Origin of the sequence: Allobosea sp. R86505 (assembly GCF_042466375.1) — a bacterium.
GTDB lineage: Bacteria > Pseudomonadota > Alphaproteobacteria > Rhizobiales > Beijerinckiaceae > Allobosea.
Genome location: NZ_JAXHPY010000001.1, coordinates 3,943,054 through 3,958,831, shown reverse-complemented (window position 1 = coordinate 3,958,831; position 15,778 = coordinate 3,943,054). Strand labels below are relative to the sequence as shown.

At 71.3% G+C, this 15,778-nt stretch carries 20 protein-coding genes and 1 pseudogene; 19 read left to right on the top strand and 2 right to left on the bottom strand.

The genetic code is table 11. The features are described from left to right. Positions 1–22: 22 nt before the first annotated feature. From SJY11_RS19130 to SJY11_RS19110, 5 genes and pseudogenes are all read left to right on the top strand, one after another. Positions 23–421 (top strand): annotated as a pseudogene (locus tag SJY11_RS19130) (phage portal protein); the annotation flags it as partial. Further along, complete coding sequence (locus SJY11_RS19125) at positions 418–618, top strand: hypothetical protein (protein WP_326912541.1); 201 nt, start codon at positions 418–420, stop codon at positions 616–618. The pseudogene SJY11_RS19130 and the gene SJY11_RS19125, both read left to right, overlap by 4 nt. Further along, positions 615–797 carry a hypothetical protein gene (locus SJY11_RS19120; protein WP_376988327.1) on the top strand — a complete coding sequence of 61 codons (183 nt, stop codon included), beginning with the start codon at positions 615–617 and terminating at the stop codon, positions 795–797. The genes SJY11_RS19125 and SJY11_RS19120 overlap by 4 nt, the downstream gene beginning before the upstream one ends. Continuing rightward, the gene (locus tag SJY11_RS19115) at positions 794–1,330 is read left to right on the top strand and encodes an HK97 family phage prohead protease (RefSeq protein ID WP_376988326.1); all 537 of its coding nucleotides are present in this window, start codon (positions 794–796) and stop codon (positions 1,328–1,330) included. The genes SJY11_RS19120 and SJY11_RS19115 overlap by 4 nt, the downstream gene beginning before the upstream one ends. 26 nt (positions 1,331–1,356) lie before the next feature. Beyond that, positions 1,357–2,601, top strand: a complete 1,245-nt coding sequence (locus SJY11_RS19110; RefSeq protein ID WP_376988325.1) for a phage major capsid protein — start codon at positions 1,357–1,359, stop codon at positions 2,599–2,601. A gap of 33 nt (positions 2,602–2,634) precedes the next feature. Here SJY11_RS19110 and SJY11_RS19105 read toward each other — a convergent pair whose 3' ends face one another. Together SJY11_RS19105 and SJY11_RS19100 are read right to left on the bottom strand one after the other, a co-directional pair. Further along, entirely contained in the window at positions 2,635–3,477 is an 843-nt protein-coding gene (locus SJY11_RS19105) for a S1 family peptidase (RefSeq protein ID WP_326912545.1), read from the bottom strand. Positions 3,478–3,543: 66 nt separating this feature from the next. Next, positions 3,544–4,323 carry a S1 family peptidase gene (locus SJY11_RS19100; protein WP_376988324.1) on the bottom strand — a complete coding sequence of 260 codons (780 nt, stop codon included), beginning with the start codon at positions 4,321–4,323 and terminating at the stop codon, positions 3,544–3,546. 73 nt (positions 4,324–4,396) lie between these two features. Here SJY11_RS19100 and SJY11_RS19095 point away from each other — a divergent pair, with 73 nt between their 5' ends. Genes SJY11_RS19095 through SJY11_RS19030 form a run of 14 tightly spaced genes read left to right on the top strand, consistent with a single transcriptional unit; the run spans position 4,397 to position 15,762 of the window. Beyond that, positions 4,397–4,966 (top strand): head-tail connector protein, encoded by a 570-nt coding sequence (locus SJY11_RS19095; RefSeq protein ID WP_376988323.1) that lies wholly within the window; start codon positions 4,397–4,399, stop codon positions 4,964–4,966. 3 nt (positions 4,967–4,969) lie between these two features. After that, a complete protein-coding gene (locus SJY11_RS19090) occupies positions 4,970–5,314 on the top strand; it encodes a phage head closure protein (protein ID WP_376988322.1) in 345 nt (114 codons plus the stop codon). Continuing rightward, entirely contained in the window at positions 5,311–5,721 is a 411-nt protein-coding gene (locus SJY11_RS19085) for a DUF3168 domain-containing protein (RefSeq protein WP_376988321.1), read from the top strand. The genes SJY11_RS19090 and SJY11_RS19085 overlap by 4 nt, the downstream gene beginning before the upstream one ends. 32 nt (positions 5,722–5,753) lie before the next feature. After that, positions 5,754–6,164 (top strand): phage major tail protein, TP901-1 family, encoded by a 411-nt coding sequence (locus SJY11_RS19080; protein WP_376988320.1) that lies wholly within the window; start codon positions 5,754–5,756, stop codon positions 6,162–6,164. 10 nt (positions 6,165–6,174) lie between these two features. Further along, positions 6,175–6,555, top strand: coding sequence for a gene transfer agent family protein (locus tag SJY11_RS19075; protein WP_376988319.1), 381 nt, complete (start codon positions 6,175–6,177; stop codon positions 6,553–6,555). After that, positions 6,504–6,803, top strand: a complete 300-nt coding sequence (locus SJY11_RS19070) for a phage tail assembly chaperone (protein WP_376989373.1) — start codon at positions 6,504–6,506, stop codon at positions 6,801–6,803. The genes SJY11_RS19075 and SJY11_RS19070 overlap by 52 nt, the downstream gene beginning before the upstream one ends. Then, complete coding sequence (locus SJY11_RS19065; RefSeq protein WP_376988318.1) at positions 6,793–7,383, top strand: phage tail tape measure protein; 591 nt, start codon at positions 6,793–6,795, stop codon at positions 7,381–7,383. Before SJY11_RS19070 ends, SJY11_RS19065 begins: the two co-directional genes overlap by 11 nt. Before the next feature lie 12 nt (positions 7,384–7,395). Then, positions 7,396–8,034 carry a phage distal tail protein, Rcc01695 family gene (locus SJY11_RS19060; protein WP_376988317.1) on the top strand — a complete coding sequence of 213 codons (639 nt, stop codon included), beginning with the start codon at positions 7,396–7,398 and terminating at the stop codon, positions 8,032–8,034. Between the two features lie 20 nt (positions 8,035–8,054). After that, positions 8,055–8,936 carry a DUF2163 domain-containing protein gene (locus tag SJY11_RS19055; RefSeq protein WP_376988316.1) on the top strand — a complete coding sequence of 294 codons (882 nt, stop codon included), beginning with the start codon at positions 8,055–8,057 and terminating at the stop codon, positions 8,934–8,936. After that, entirely contained in the window at positions 8,933–9,376 is a 444-nt protein-coding gene (locus SJY11_RS19050) for an NlpC/P60 family protein (protein ID WP_326912619.1), read from the top strand. The genes SJY11_RS19055 and SJY11_RS19050 overlap by 4 nt, the downstream gene beginning before the upstream one ends. Continuing rightward, on the top strand, positions 9,376–13,293 hold the full coding sequence (locus tag SJY11_RS19045) for a baseplate multidomain protein megatron (protein WP_376988315.1): 3,918 nt from the start codon (positions 9,376–9,378) through the stop codon (positions 13,291–13,293). Before SJY11_RS19050 ends, SJY11_RS19045 begins: the two co-directional genes overlap by 1 nt. Before the next feature lie 56 nt (positions 13,294–13,349). Continuing rightward, positions 13,350–13,670: a PepSY domain-containing protein gene (locus tag SJY11_RS19040; RefSeq protein ID WP_376988314.1), complete on the top strand. Its 321-nt coding sequence runs from the start codon at positions 13,350–13,352 to the stop codon at positions 13,668–13,670. A gap of 40 nt (positions 13,671–13,710) precedes the next feature. Next, positions 13,711–14,379, top strand: a complete 669-nt coding sequence (locus SJY11_RS19035; RefSeq protein ID WP_069054503.1) for a response regulator transcription factor — start codon at positions 13,711–13,713, stop codon at positions 14,377–14,379. A 9-nt stretch (positions 14,380–14,388) separates the two neighbouring features. Beyond that, positions 14,389–15,762, top strand: coding sequence for a sensor histidine kinase (locus tag SJY11_RS19030; RefSeq protein ID WP_376988313.1), 1,374 nt, complete (start codon positions 14,389–14,391; stop codon positions 15,760–15,762). The last annotated feature ends 16 nt before the right edge of the window (positions 15,763–15,778 follow it).

The following is a 15,778-nucleotide window of genomic DNA, read 5'->3' as shown; positions in this document are numbered from 1 at the left end:
TTCGGTGTGTTTGGTTGATAGCTGGAAGCCGCTCTCGCTGACGCCGGCGGAACTCGATTTCGTCGCGGCCAAGGGCGTCGCGGCGCGCGAGATCGCGCTCGCCTTCGGCGTGCCGCCGCTGCTGCTCGGCCTGCCCGGCGACAACACCCATGCCAATTTCGCCGAGGCCAACCGCGCCTTCTGGCGCCAGACTGCGATCCCGCTGGTCAGGCGCACCGCGCAGTCGCTGGCGCAGTGGTTGGGGCCGGCCTTCGGCGGCGAGCTGATGCTGGAGCCCGATCTCGACGCCATCGAGGCGCTCGCCGAGGAGCGCGAATCGCTCTGGCGCCGGCTCGGCGCGGCGACCTTCCTCAGCGAGGACGAGAAGCGCGAGGCGGTCGGCTACGGCCGGGCGCCCGGAGGGGGAGGGGTCAGCCCATGAACCTGCTCGACCAGATCGTCACCGCCTTCGTCGGGCGCGCCGATGTCGGCCATCTCGGGTTGCTGCTCTGGGCAGCCTGCGCCTCGGGCTTCGCCTTCTTCGTGCTGCGCGAACTGACCGCCGCCAACCGGCGCTTCGACGATTTCGTGCGCGAACTCAACCGCTTCAACGCCCGTCACGAGGGGGACCAGCCATGACGCGTTCCGCAGACCAGAAGCCCGCCCCGCCGAAAGCCTCCGGCCCGGGCCGCAACCCGCCGCGGCAGCCGGCGCGCGGGCCGGCCAACACCGAGACCTTTGGCCGCTTCCTGCGCCATCTGGCCCGGCTGGAAGGCGGTACGGGTCGCGTCGGCAAGGCCGGGGAGCGGGCGCGATGAGGGCGTTGCCTCCCGCCGGCCCCTTCGCCCGCGAGTCCAAGTTCCTGCCGCTGCCGCCGGCGCGCATCGGCCTCGACGGGCTGTTCGAGGGCTATGCGAGCCTGTTCGGCGTCGCCGATCTCGGCAAGGACATCGTCGAGCGCGGCGCCTTTCGCGAGAGTCTGGTGCGGCGCGGGCCGGGCGGGGTCAAACTGCTCTGGCAGCATGATCCCGCCGAGCCGATCGGCCGCTGGCTCGCGCTCACCGAGGATTCGCGCGGGCTTTTCGTCCGGGGCCAGCTCTCGCTCGCCGTCGCCCGCGCCCGGGAGATCCACGCCCTGATGCGCGAAGGCGCGGTGGATGGGCTCTCGATCGGCTTCCGCTCCGAGCGCGCCCGCACCGAGCCGCGCAGCGGCCTGCGCCGGCTCGAGCGGATCGACCTCTGGGAGATCTCGATCGTCACCTTCCCGATGCTGCCGCAGGCGCGGATCTCCGCCGTCAAGGCGCTGCGCAGCGCGCAGCCTTCATCTCACGCCGCCTTCGCTCACGCCTGAAACCGTTTTTTCCCGAAGGAGAGACCATGACCACTGTCAACCACGCTCCCGAGAGCAAGGCCGCCGGCGCCGATCTGTCGCTGGCCTTCGACGACCTGCGCTACACGCTGGAAAGCTACCGCGTCAGCAATGACGAGCGCCTGGCCCAGATCGAGAGCCGCCGCGGCGTCGACCCGCTGACCGAGGAGAAGATGGCGCGCATCGACACCGCGCTCGACGAGGCGACGCGCCGTCTCGACCGGCTGACGCTCGACCGCAGCCGCCCGGCGCTCGGCCGCGACGAGCCGCGCGACCCGCTGGTCGGCGAGCACAAGGCCGCCTTCGCGGCCTATGTCCGCAGCGGCGAGGCGAGCGGGCTCAAGCGGCTCGAGGCCAAGGCGCTCTCGGCCGGCTCGGGCCCCGATGGCGGCTATCTCGCGCCCTCCAGCGTCGAGAGCGAGATCCTGCGTCGGCTTTCGACGGCCTCGCCGATCCGCGCCCTGGCGACGGTGCGGACGATCTCGTCGGGCACCTACAAGAAGGCGTTCTCGACCACCGGCCCGGCCTCCGGCTGGGTCGGCGAGACCGCGGCGCGCCCGCAGACCGGCTCGCCCACCCTGGCGGAGCTGAGCTTCCCGGCGATGGAGCTCTACGCCATGCCGGCGGCGACGCAGACCCTGCTCGACGACGCCATCGTCAACCTCGACCAGTGGATCGCCGAGGAGGTTGAGAGCGCCTTCGCCGAGCAGGAGGGCGCGGCCTTCGTCAATGGTGACGGCATCGACAAGCCCAAGGGTTTCCTGGCCTATCCGATGGTGGCGGAGGCGAGCTGGAGCTGGGGCAATATCGGCGTGCTCAACACCGGCGTCGCGGGCGCCTTTGCCGCTGCCAGCCCCTCCGACATCCTGGTCGATCTCGTCTATGCGCTGAAGGCCGGCTATCGCCAGAACGCGTCCTTCGTGATGAACCGCAAGACGCAAGGCACCGTGCGCAAGTTCAAGGACTCGACCGGCCAGTATCTCTGGCAGCCGCCGGCCTCGATCGGCGCGCCCGCCACGCTGATGGGCTTTCCGCTGGTTGAGGCGGAGACCATGCCGGACATCGCCAACAACGCCATCGCGCTCGCCTTCGGCGACTTCCGGCGCGGCTATCTGGTCGTCGACCGGGCGGGCGTCCGCATCCTGCGCGATCCCTATTCCGCCAAGCCCTATGTGCTGTTCTACACCACCAAGCGCGTCGGCGGCGGCGTGCAGGACTTCGCCGCGATCAAGGGGCTGCGGTTCGCCGTCTGAGCGGGTCTCTTCGCCCGCCGAGGACGACCGGCCTCAGCGGGCGAACCACCAGCTGTAGCCCGCCGCGGGCTGGGCCCGTTCGGCGAGGCGCGGCCTGGGGCCGAGCGCCAGCAGCCGCGCGGCCGAGTCGGTGATCCAGACCCGGTGCTCGCTGATCGGCGTGATCGCGGTGAAGCCGCCGCAGATGCGCCGCTCGCGCGTGTTGAGCGGGCCGCTCGACCAGCTCACGATCCCGACAAGATCGCGCGAGCGGATGTCGCCGCGCAGGACGGGGCCGCCGGAATCGCCGCGGCAGGCGCCGGCGCCGGGGGTCTCGCCCTTGGCCGCGGCATCGACCGCGACCTTGACCGTGTTCTGCGTTGTGTAGTTGCCGGCATTGACCAGCCGCGTCTCGCGCAGGCGGCGCGCCGTTTTCTTGTTGGTCTCGATCGAGAGGCCGAAGCCGGCCATGGTCACGGTCTCGCCCTGCCAGAGACTGCCGCCCAGGGTGACGGGCTGGATGTCGGCGGGGAGGGGCGCAGCCAGCCTGAGGATCGCGAGGTCGGCGCCCGGCTGCGTGCGCGGAGTCGTTCCGGGCACGAAGCTGGGATGCGGCAAGACGGCGATGACGGCATGCCGGCGGGCGCGGAACCGGGTGTCGAGGCTGACGACGCTGACCGATCCACCGCCCATCAGGCAATGTGCCGCGGTCAGCACCAGTTCCGGGGCGATCGCGGCGCCGGAGCAGAGTTCGCCGCGGCTGGTCTCGACCCGCAGCGTCGAGGCCCGGGCACCGCGCACATCCTGCGACGGCACGCCGCCCACCACCGCCAGCGCCGGCGTGATGCCGACGAGAAGGGCGCAGGCCAGGACGAAGAAAAAGCGGCGCGGTGTCATGATGCGAACCGGTTGAGATACCGCCTTTAATCTAAGGGCTGCGCCGCCGCAGTCCAGCCTTTTGCCTCACGACCCCGGCGACCAGTTGGCACGCTCGCCCCAGCCGGCCAGCGTTCCATCGATCCAGCGGCGTTGCGGCGCGACGAGAACGCCCTGGCTGAGCAGGCCGCAGCTTTTCCCCGAAGGGCCGGTCGACCAGCTCGTGACCGCGACGACACCGTCGCCGTCGCGTCCCACCATCGGACCGCCGGAATCGCCCTGGCAGGCGCCCGGGCCGGCCCTCTTCCCGGCGCCGACGGGGTCGGCCGCCCAGAGCAGCACCTTGCCGGGCCCATAGGGCTCGACCACTGCGAGGGCTGCCGAGCGATAGACGCCGGTGCTGCGGGCCTCGCCCTCGCGCGAGACGCCATACCCGGCCAGCACGACCGGCGCCCCGCTGCGCGGCGGCGCGCCGTCCTGCAGATCGGCCGGCGTGAACCGGCGGGGCAGGGGCTGCGCCAGGCGCAGCAAGGCGAGGTCGATCGAGCGCTGCCGCGTCGCGACGGCGTTGGCGCGGAAGTCCGGATGCATCGCGACGGCGGCAGTGGGCAGCAGAACAGGCTCGCCGCCTTCCTTCCAGTGGATGCGCAGCTCGGTGCCGCCCGCCGCGCAATGGGCTGCGGTGAGAACGCTTCGCGGCGACAGCACGATGCCGGTGCACACGCCGCCGCGTGCGTTCAGGACCATCAGTGTCGAGCCTCCGAGCGGCCCGCCCTCCCGGCCGCCGACCACGGCGCCGGCCGGGGGCACGGCCAGCGCCAGACCGCAGACGACGCTGCCCAGGCTGATCAGACGTCCGATGCGCATCGCGCTTCTCCGGTGAAGGGAGACGCTCGATAGCGCGTCGCTCCCCGCAATTGAACCCTCGATCGGAGCGCCCATGACGCCGCTTGCCCTGACCCCACCGGCCGAGGAGCCGGTCTCGCTGGCCGAGGCGCGCACCTTCCTGCGCCTCGAGGAGGTGGCGGAGGACGATCTGCTCGCCACGCTGATCACGGCCGCCCGGCTGATGGTGGAAGCCGCGTCGGGACGCCTGCTCGTCGATCAGACCTGGCGCATCGTGATCGATCGCTGGCCGCAGGGCGGCGCGCTGCGGCTACCGCTCTCGCCCGTCGGAGCGATCACGGCCGCGCGGGTCTATGACGCGCTCGGCATCGCCCAGCCGGTCGGGCCGTCCGGGCTGCGTCTCGACACCAGCGCCGATCCGCCGCTCCTGCAGGTGGTCGGGGAGGTGCCGGAAATCGGCCGCGCCCAGGGCGCGATCGAGATCGACGTCGTGGCCGGCTTCGGAGCGACCGCGGCCGCGGTTCCGGCCCTGCTCCGACAGGCGGTCCTGCGCCTTGCCGCGCGCTGGTTCGAGCATCGCGGCGACGTCGTCGGGCGCGATGCCGAGGCGCTGCCGCCCGAGATCCTGGCGCTGATCGCGCCGTTCCGCCGCGCGAGGCTCTGAGCCATGGCGCCTTCGAATCAGGATCGGGCCCCCGTCGGGGCGCTGCGGCGGCGGCTTCTGCTGGAGGCGGCGGTGGCGACGCCCGACGGTCTCGGCGGAACGACGCAGGCCTACGAGACGGTCGCCGCCGTCTGGGCCCAGCTCGAATGGCTTGCCGGCGGCGAGCACTGGCGCCGCGGCCGGCCCGAACAGGCCGCGACGCACCGCGTCACCCTGCGCTGGCGCGCCGGGGTCGATGCCGGCCAGCGCCTGCGCGACGGCGACCGCCTCTTCGACATCCGCGCGGTGGCCGACCCCGTTGGCGGCCGGCGCCGGCTGGTCTGTCTGGTGCAGGAGATCGGACCGTGAGCGACTCCATTCTGGCCCTTCGCGCCGCGGTCCAGGCGCGGCTCGAAGCCGATCCTGGCCTCACGGCCCTGATCGGCCCCGCACGCATCCATGACGAGGCGCCGCGTGGCGCTAGCGGCACCTACATCGTGCATGGCGAGGTCGAGGCGCGCGACTGGTCGACCGGCAGCGACAGCGGTTGCGAGCAGGAGTTCGGCCTCACCGTCTGGGCCGGCGAGAGCGGCTCGTCGCGGCTGGCGCTGGAAGCCACCGCACGCATCGTCGTTCTGCTCGACGGGGCCGGTCTCACGCTGTCGGGCCACCGGCTGGTCAATCTGCGCTGGCGCTCGAACCGCCTGGCCCGCGACGCCGCGACCGGTCTGGCATCCGTCGCGATCCGCTTTCGCGCCGTGACGGAAGCGCTCTGATTTCAAGCATATCGTGATGAGGGAGAGGCCGGATGTCGGCACAGAAGGGCAAGGACCTGCTGCTCAAGGCGGCGGATGCGGGCGGGGTGTTCGTCACCGTCGCCGGGCTGAGGGCGCGCCAGATCGCCTTCAATGCGGAGACGGTGGATGTCACACATTCCGAATCCGCCGGTCGCTGGCGCGAATTGCTGGCGGGAGCCGGCATGCGCCGCGCCGCGATCAGCGGCGCCGGCATCTTCAAGGACGAGGCCTCGGACGCGCTGGTCCGCCAGATCTTCTTCGACGGCGTGATCCGCGACTGGCAGGTGATCGTGCCCGATTTCGGCACCGTGACCGGCCCGTTCCAGCTCTCGAGCCTGGAATATCGCGGCGACCATGCCGGCGAGGTCACCTTCGACCTGTCGCTGGAATCGGCCGGCCAGCTCGCCTTCACGACCCTCTGAGGAGACGGCGATGATCAACCGGCACAGGGGCGACACCGCCCTGATGGTCGAGGGCGAGGCGCTGCCTATGCGGCTGACGCTGGGGGCGCTGGCCGAACTCGAACATGCCTTCAGCGTCGACAGCCTGCCGGCGCTGGGCGAGCGCTTCGCCTCCGGCCGGCTTTCGGCGCGTGACGTCGCGCGCATACTCGGTGCCGGGCTGCGCGGGGCCGGCGCCACGATCGACGATCGCGAGGTCGCCGAGCTCGGTTTCGATGGCGGCCTCAACGGGGCCATCAGGGCCGCGATCGCCCTGCTCGACGCGACCTTCGCCGATCCCGCCGCCGAGCCCATCGCCGGCTGCGGCCCGCAGGAGACGCCGCCGCGCCCTCCCTCGCCGCCGTCGGCCTGAAGCCGGCGGCGGCCCCCTTTCCCTGGGGCGAGGTCATGGCGTTCGGGCTCGGGCGGCTGGGCTGGCCGCCTGCCGTCTTCTGGGCCGCCAGCCCGCGCGAGATCGCCGCGGCGCTGCGGGCGCACGGGCCTGCCGGAACGGCGCAGGCGCCCGGTCGCAGCGTGATCGAGGCTCTGATGGCGGCCCATCCCGACGACCCGACCGGGCCTGCTTCCAATGCTCCCTCCGAGGTGCCCCATGCTCGATGACGAGATCGACCTGTCCTCCCGCCTCTCCGACCTGCGCTCGCTCGGCTCGCTGACGCAGAGCCTCGACAAATCCGCAGCAAGCTTCGGCAAGTCGATCACCAACGCCTTCGCCAAGGGCATCATCGAGGGAAAGCGCTTCGAGGACGTGCTGCGCAGCGTCGGTCGCTCGATCACCGAAACGCTGCTGAAATCGGCGCTGAAGCCGCTCCAGTCGAGCCTCTCCAGCCTGCTCGGGGCGGGAATCAAGGGGCTGACGGGCCTGTTCGGCGGCGTCGGCCTGGGAGGAGGGGCCGCCGCTCCGGTCGCCCCCTTCGCCGAAGGCGGGGTGATCGCCTCGCCCGCCTATTTCCCGCTCGGGCGGGGGCTCGGGCTGATGGGCGAGCGCGGGGCCGAAGCGATTCTGCCGCTGTCGCGCGGCGCCGACGGCAAGCTCGGCGTCCGCTCCTCGGCCGAGACGCGCCGCCCGCTCAACGTCGTCGTTCAGGTCTCCACACCGGATGCCGACAGCTTCCGACGCTCGGAGGCACAGGTGTCGGCCGCGATCGCGCGGGCCGTCGCCCGCGGCGGCCGCGCGCTCTGAAACGGGGGGCTCATGAGCGATTTCCACGAGATCCGCTTTCCGACCGACATCGCCCGTGGGGCGCGTGGCGGGCCCGAGCGCCTGACGCAGATCGTCGCGCTCGCGTCGGGCCGCGAAGTGCGCAACAGTCGCTGGGCCCATTCCCGCCGGCGCTACGATGCCGGCCTCGGCATCCGCACCCTCGATGCGCTGGCGGCGGTCGTCGCCTTTTTCGAGGAGCGCCGCGGCCGGCTCTACGGGTTCCGCTGGCGCGATGGCCTCGACTGGAAGAGCTGCCCGCCCTCGCAGAGCCCCACGGCGACCGACCAGGCGATCGGTACCGGCGACGGCGTCACGGCGAGCTTCCAGCTCTGCAAGCATTACGGCACGGGCCTGGCGACCTACCGCCGGCCGATCCGCAAGCCGGTTCCCGGCGAGGTCGCGGTCGCGATCGGCGGCACCGCCGTCGACCCCGCCCGGGTCACCTGCGACGCGACGAGCGGTCTGGTGACCTTCGCAGCCGGCCATGCGCCCGCGCCGGGCGCCGTCGTCACGGCGGGCTTCCTGTTCGACGTGCCGGTGCGCTTCGACCTCGACGCGATCGAGATCGATCTCACGGCCTTCGAGGCCGGGGAGATCCCGCGGATTCCGGTCGTCGAGATCCTGTCCTGAAGCCCTGCAGGAGCTGTCCCATGCGCGCGATTCCCGAGGCTCTGGCCGACCATCTGGCCCAGGGCGCGACCACGCTGTGCCGCTGCTGGAGCCTGACCCGGCGGGACGGCCTCGTCCTCGGCTTCACCGACCATGACGGCCCCCTCGTCTTCGACGGCGTGACCTTCGCGGCGACGACCGGGCTCGAGGCGGCGGAGACGAGTGCCGAACTCGGCTTCGCGGTCGGCGGCGGCGACGTCTCCGGCGCGTTCGCGGCGAGCGGACTGAACGAGGCCGATCTCGCCCGCGGGCTCTATGACGATGCCAGGGTGAGGCTCTGGCTGGTCAACTGGGCCGATCCCGCCCAGCGCCTCCTTATCGAAATCGGCTTCGTCGGCGAGGTTCGCCGCAGCGACGGCGCCTTCACGGCCGAGGTGCGGGGGCTGGCCAAGGCCTTCGACGAGGAGCGCGGGCGGCTCTACCTGCGCTCATGCTCGGCCGATCTCGGCGATGCCCGCTGCGGTGTCGCGCTAGCGCCCGCCGAAGCCGCCGTGATGACGACGGACGGCCGGTTGAGCCTGACGGCGACGGCGCTGGCCGCCTTCGCGGACGGATACCTCACCGGCGGCCGGTTGGTCTTCACCGGCGGAGACGCCGTCGGTTTTGCGACCGAGGTGAAGCGCCACGCCGCGACCGGAACGGATGCCTCGCTGGAACTCTGGCAGGCGTCACCGGCGGCGATCCGGCCGGGCGATCCCTTCACCGTCTCCCCCGGCTGCGACAAGAGCTTCGCCACCTGCCGGGCCAAGTTCGGCAACGGGGTCAATTTCCGCGGCTTCCCCCACATTCCCGGCAACGACTTCATCATCGGCGGCGTCCGGCCGGGTGATGGCGCCCTCGACGGCGGCAGCCTGTTCCGATGAAGGCGCCCCTGCTCCGTGACGACATCGTCGAGGCGACGAGGGGCTGGATCGGCACGCCCTATCACCACCAGGCTTCCCTGCGGGGCGTGGGCTGCGACTGCCTCGGGCTCGTGCGCGGCGTCTGGCGCGATCTCCATGGCAGCGAGCCGGAGCAGCCGCCCCCCTACACGCCGGGCTGGGCGGAAAGTCTCGGGACGGAAACGCTGGCCGCCGCGGCGCTGCGCCACCTCGTCCCCGTCGAGCCGGGCGAGGCACGCGCCGGCGACGTGCTGCTGTTTCGTTGGCGGGACCATCTGCCGGCGAAGCACTGCGCGATCCTGAGCGCGACCGATCGCATCATCCACGCCCATGACGGTGCGGCGGTCGCCGAGGTCGCCTTCACGCCGTGGTGGCGGCGGCATCTCAGCCACGCCTTTTCCTTTCCCGGAGTGACCGACTGATGGCGACTCTCCTTCTGCAGGTCGCGGGCAGTGCGCTCGGCAGCGCGGTCGGCGGCCCGATCGGCGCCGTGCTCGGCCAGGCGCTGGGCGGCATCGCCGGGGCGCGCATCGACCAGTCCCTGCTCGGCGGGTCCGCGTCGACGCGCCGCGTCGAGGGCCCGCGCCTGACCGAGATCAGCGGCCTGGCCTCGACCGAGGGCGCCGCGATCCCGCGGATCTATGGCCGGGCCCGTCTCGGCGGGCAGCTGATCTGGGCGACCCGCTTCGAGGAGGAGATCAAGGTCACGGTGACCCGGACCAAGACGGGCGGAAAGGGCAGCCCGCGCGCGAAGACGGTCGAGACCACCTATGCCTACCATGCCAACCTCGCGATCGGCCTCTGCGAAGGGCCGATCGCCTTCGTGCGCCGCATCTGGGCCGATGGGCGGGAACTCGACGTCACGACGGTCGCGATGCGCGTCCATCTGGGCGACGAGGCGCAGGAGCCGGACCCGCTGATCGTGGCGAAGGAGGCCGGGGAGACGCCGGCCTATCGCGGCCTCGCCTATGTCGTGTTCGAGCGTTTCCCGCTTGCCGATTACGGCAACCGTGTCCCGCAATTTTCCTTCGAGGTCGTGCGGCCCGTCGAAGGCCTCGCCCAGATGATCCGGGCCGTGACGCTGATCCCCGGCGCCGGCGAGTTCGTCTACGAGACGCGGGCCGTCAGCCACGAGCCCGAGCCGGGCGTCACCGAAAGCCTGACCCGCCATCAGCTCTACGGCGGCGCCGACGTCGACACCGCGCTGGCGCATCTGACCGCGCTCTGCCCCGCTCTCCGGCGGGTTGCGCTCGTCGTCACCTGGTTCGGCGACGATCTGCGGGCGGGCGCCTGTACGATCGCGCCGCGCGTCGAGATCGCCCATAAGCCGACGCTCGGCGCCGAATGGGCGGTGGCGGGCCTCGGTCGTGCGACGGCCCGCGTGGTGAGCCAAGCCGAGGGGCGGCCGGCCTTCGGTGGCACGCCCTCGGATGAGAGCGTGATCCGCTTCATCCGCCGCCTGCGCGACGACTACGGCCTCGACGTGGTGCTCTACCCGTTCGTGATGATGGACATCCCGGCCGGCAATGCCCTGCCGGACCCGGTATCGGGCCTGCCCGGGCAGCCGCGCTATCCCTGGCGCGGGCGCATCACCTGCACGCCTGCGCCAGGGGCGCCCGGAAGCGCAGATGGCACCGCCGAGGCCGAGGTCCAGATGGCGGCGTTCCTGGGCAGCGTCGCCGCCTCGGATGTCGTCATCGAGGGGGAGCGGGTCGTCTGTGCGGCTCCGGACGAGTGGAGCTACTGCCGCTTCGTGCTGCACTACGCCAGGCTGGCGCAGATTGCCGGCGGCGTCGCAGGCTTCGTGCTGGGTTCGGAAATGCCGGGCCTGACCCATGTCCGCGGTACGGGCGGCTACCCGATGGTCGCGGGCCTCGTCGACCTCGCCGGGCAGGTGGCAACCATTCTGCCGGCCGCCACGCTGACCTATGCGGCCGACTGGACCGAATACGGCGCCGATGTCCGCAATGGCGGCAGCGACGTCGCCTTCCCGCTCAACCCGCTCTGGGCCTCGCCCGCCATCGGCGCGATCGGCATCGACTTCTACCCGCCGCTCTCGGACTGGCGCGACGGCGCCGGCCATGCCGACAGCGCCGCGGCGACGGGACCGGCCGATCTCGGCTATCTGCGGGCTCGGCTGACCGGCGGCGAGGCCTATGACTGGTACTATGCCGATGCTGCCGGTCGCGCCGCGCAACTGCGTTTGCCGATCACGGACGGAAGCCACGGCAAGCCCTGGGTCTTCCGTCCGAAGGATCTCGTTGGGTGGTGGAGCAACCCGCATGTCGAGCGGTTGGGCGGCGTCGAAACGTCCCCCACCGCCTTTGTGCCCGGAGCCAAGCCGATCTGGCTGACCGAGATCGGCATTCCCGCCGTCGACAAGGGCGCGAATGCGCCCAACGTCTTCCCGGACGCGAAATCCGCCGAGAGCGGCGCTCCCTATTTCTCCAGCGGTGCGCGCGACGACCTCGTCCAGGCACGCGGGCTCGAGGCGGTCATCTCCGGCTTCGATCCGGCGCGCGAGGGTTTCGAGGCCGCGCGCAACCCGGTCCATCCGGGAACCGGCATCCGCATGATCGACCCGGCGAACATCTTTGTCTGGAGTTATGACGCCAGGCCGTTTCCCGCCTTTCCCGATCTCGGAGGGATCTGGGCCGATGGCGCCGCCCACGACACGGGGCACTGGCTCAACGGCCGCATCGAAGGCACCCCTGTCGACCGGCTGCTGCATCGAATCCTCGCCGATTTCGGCCTGCCCGCCGCCGACGTGATCGCCGTCGACGGCTTCCTCGACGGTTATGTGCTGGAACGGCCGCTTTCGGCCCGCCAGGCGCTGGAGCCGCTCGGCCAGGCCTTCGGCTTCGACGCGACCATGAGCGCGGGCAAGCTCGTCTTCCGCGGCCGCTCCGGCCCCATCGCGCGCCGGGTCGCGAATGACGATCTCGTCCTCGATCGCGAGGGCCGCCCCTTCGCGTTGCGCCGGGCCGAGGAGAGCGAATTGCCGCTCGAACTGCGCCTCGGCTTCACCGACAGCGAGACCGACTACCGCGGCACGGCGGCTCGCTCGCGCCGGCTGGCCGGTGCTGCGCGCCGCGAGATCGGCGTCGACACCGCGATCGTCACCCGCCCGGCCGAAGGCCAGCGGCTGGCCGATCAGCGCCTGCAGGAGATCTGGGCCGGCCGCGAGACGCTGGACCTCGACTTGTCACCGCGCTGCCTCGATCTCGAGCCCGGCGACGTGGTGGCCCTGCCGGTGGCGGGCGATGACAGGCTGTTCCGGCTGACACGGATCGAGGAGGGCGCGACCCGCCGGGCGAGCGCGCGTGCCGTCGAGCCGGCGATCTACCGCGACAACGGCGTGCCCAGTCTGCCGCGCACGCCGCGCGCGCCGCCGCCATTGCCCGGTCGGCCCCTCGCCATCCCGCTCTCCCTGCCGATCGTGCGCACGCAGCCGCCGCCGCTGCTGTCGCTCGCCGCCTTCGCCCAGCCCTGGCCCGGCGCACTCGCCGTCTGGCAGGCGGATGGCGCGGGGCAGTTCGCGCTGCTGCGCCTGGTCGAGGCCCCCTCGATCGTCGGTGAGACGCTGACGGCACTGCCGCCGGGTCCGCTCTGGCGCAGCGACCGCTGGGCTACTCTGGAGGTGCGGCTGCGGGGCGGCGTGCTGTCCTCGGTGACGCCGGAGGCGGCGCTGGGTGGGGCCAATGCGCTCGCGCTCATCGGCGCCGATGGCGTGATCGAGATCGTGACCGCGGCGCAGGTCGAGTTGATCGGCCCGCAGCGCTTTCGCCTGTCGGGCCTGCTGCGCGGGCTGGGCGGCTCCGAGATGGCGGCGGGTCGGACCCTGCCGGCGGGGGCACGCCTCGTCGTGCTGGACGGCGCCGCCGTGACCCTGACTGACGACCTCGCCGATCTCGGGCGCGAGCAACGCTACCGGGTCGGTCCCGTCCAGCGCGACATCGGCGATCCGTCCATGGCGGAGATCGTGGCGACGGCGGGGCCGGCGGCCCTGCTGCCGCTGTCGCCGGTGCATGCCAGGGCCCGGCGGGCAGCGGGTGGCGTCGCCATCGACTGGATCCGCCGCAGCCGCATCGACGGCAATTCCTGGGATCTGGCGGAGGTTCCGCTCGGCGAAGAGGCCGAACGCTATGACGTCGCGGTCCGGCTGGGCGGCGTCGTCCTGCGTCGTGTGACCACCGAGCGGGCGAGCTGGTTCTATCCGAATGCCGAGGAAATGGCCGATTTCGGCGCCCCGCAGGACGAGATCGAAATCGTGATCGCCCAGATCAGCGCCGTCATTGGGCGGGGGCAGGAATACCTTGGACGCCTGGCGATCCGCTGACATACTCAGGGCGGATCGCAGCATTCATGGCGTGTTCACGCGTGCGGGATTAGCCGATGTCGATCATGCCCGTCGAAACCTTCCTGGCCCTGTCCCTGCTGGCGACTCCGTTGCCGATCCACCGGATCGACAATCCGGAGCCGATTTCCTGCCTGTCCGCAGACGAAACGCGCGACGCTGTGGCCGAAGGCCGCGTCATCCAGCCGGCGCAGGCGTCCCGTCATGCCCGACAGGCCGCTCCGGGCGAGGTCGTCCGCATCAGGCTCTGCCGCCAGGGCGACGAATACGTCTATGTGGTCACGACGCTGAAGCGCGACGGCCGCGTCGCCCGCGTGACGCTCGAGGGACAGTCGGGCAAGGTCGGCACAATTCGCTGAGCGCGCCGGGCGTTCCCAGCCCAACAGGAGTTGATCCGCCGTGAGATTGCTCGTCGTCGAAGACGACAAGGACCTGAACCGCCAGATCGTCACCGCACTCGAGAACGCCGGCTATGCCGTCGACAAGGCGTTCGACGGGGAGGAGGGCCTCTATCTCGGGGAGACCGAGCCCTATGATGCGGTGATCCTCGATCTCGGCCTGCCCAAGGTCGATGGTGTCGCCGTGCTGCAGGGCTGGCGACGCGCCGGCAAGACGATGCCGGTGCTGATCCTGACCGCGCGCGACCGCTGGAGCGACAAGGTCGGCGGTTTCGACGCCGGTGCGGACGACTATGTCACCAAGCCCTTCCATGTCGAGGAACTGCTGGCGCGCGTGCGGGCGCTGCTGCGGCGCGCCGCCGGGCACGCCACGTCCGAACTCGTCTGCGGCCCTGTCAGGCTCGATACGCGCGCCAGCCGCGTCGTCGTCGACGGCAATCCGGTCAAGCTGACCTCGCACGAGTATCGGCTGCTGGCCTATCTGATGCACCATCAGGGTCGCGTCGTCTCCCGCACCGAATTGGTCGAGCACCTCTACGACCAGGATTTCGATCGTGATTCCAATACCATCGAGGTGTTCGTCGGGCGCCTGCGCAAGAAGCTGGGGGTCGAGGTCATCGAGACCGTCCGCGGCCTCGGCTACATCTGCGCCGCGCCCGCCAAGGTCTGATCGACGGCGATGCCGTTCCGCCCGCATCGCTACTCCCTCGGCGCACGGCTCTTCGTCTCGGCGGCGGTCTGCTGCGCGCTGGTGCTGGTGCTGGCGGGCGCCGGGTTGACGACGTTCTACCGTCGTTCGGCCGAGCGGGGCTTCGACGAGCGCCTGAGCGTCTACATCAAGGAACTGATTGCCGATCTCGCCGCGCCGCCCGAGACGGAGCGCCAGGCGATCGGGGATCTCGGCGAGCCGCGCTTCGATCTGCCGCTGTCGGGTTGGTACTGGCAGATCATCCGCCTCGACGGCGAACGCCCGACGATCCGCGCCTCCCGCTCGCTCGTCGGCGGGCAATTGCCCAAATTGCTCGACCAGCCGATCCTCCCCAATGCGCGCGGAATCCGCGAAAGCTACATTTCCGGTCCCGACGATCGTTCGCTGCGCATTCTCGAGCGCGAGATCGACGTCGGCGAGGATGGCCGCTTCACGGTCGCGGTCGCCGCCCCCTCCGACGAACTCGACGCCGATATCCGCGAGTTCCGCTTCGCGCTGACCATGACCTTCGTGCTGCTCGGGCTGGCGCTCGTCGCCTCGACGATCGTCCAGGTTCGCTTCGGCCTTCGCCCGCTTGCGAGGCTGCGAAGCGCCGTCGGGATGGTGCGCACCGGCGAGACGCCGCGCATCGTCGGGGAGTACCCGCCCGATCTCGCCCCGCTCGCCGGCGAGCTGAACCTGCTGATCGACGCCAATCACGAGATCCTCGATCGCGCCCGCACCCAGGTCGGCAATCTCGCCCATGCCCTCAAGACGCCGCTGAGCGTGATGCTCAACGAGGCGGAGATCGGCGATGGCAACCTCCCGCAGACCGTCAAGGCCCAGGCCGCGGTCATGCGCGATCAGGTTCAGTACTATCTCGATCGCGCGCGCGCGGCCGCGCTCTCCGGCGCGCTGGGCGGCGTCACCGAGGTGGTCCCGTCGCTCGAAGCGCTGATACGGACCTTCGCCAAGATCTCGCAGGGCCGTGGCATCGCCGGGAGCCACAGCGTATCAACCGGCGTGCGCTTCAGGGGCGACAGGCAGGATTTCGAGGAAATGCTGGGAAACCTCCTCGACAATGCCTTCAAATGGGCGGAGTCCACGGTCGCCGTTTCGCTCGATCCGGCGCCCACCGGTTCGGGGAGGATCGTCCTGTTGATCGACGACGACGGCCCGGGGCTGCCTGACGATGCGCGTGCCGACATGCTCAAGCGCGGGCGGCGCCTCGACGAGGGCACGCCCGGCTCGGGCCTCGGCCTGTCGATCGTCGTCGATCTGGCGAAGCTGCACGGCGGCGCGCTCTCGCTGGAGCGCTCGCCGCTCGGTGGGCTGCGGGCGCGCCTGACATTGCCTTCGGTCTGACGAGATGGTGCACCGC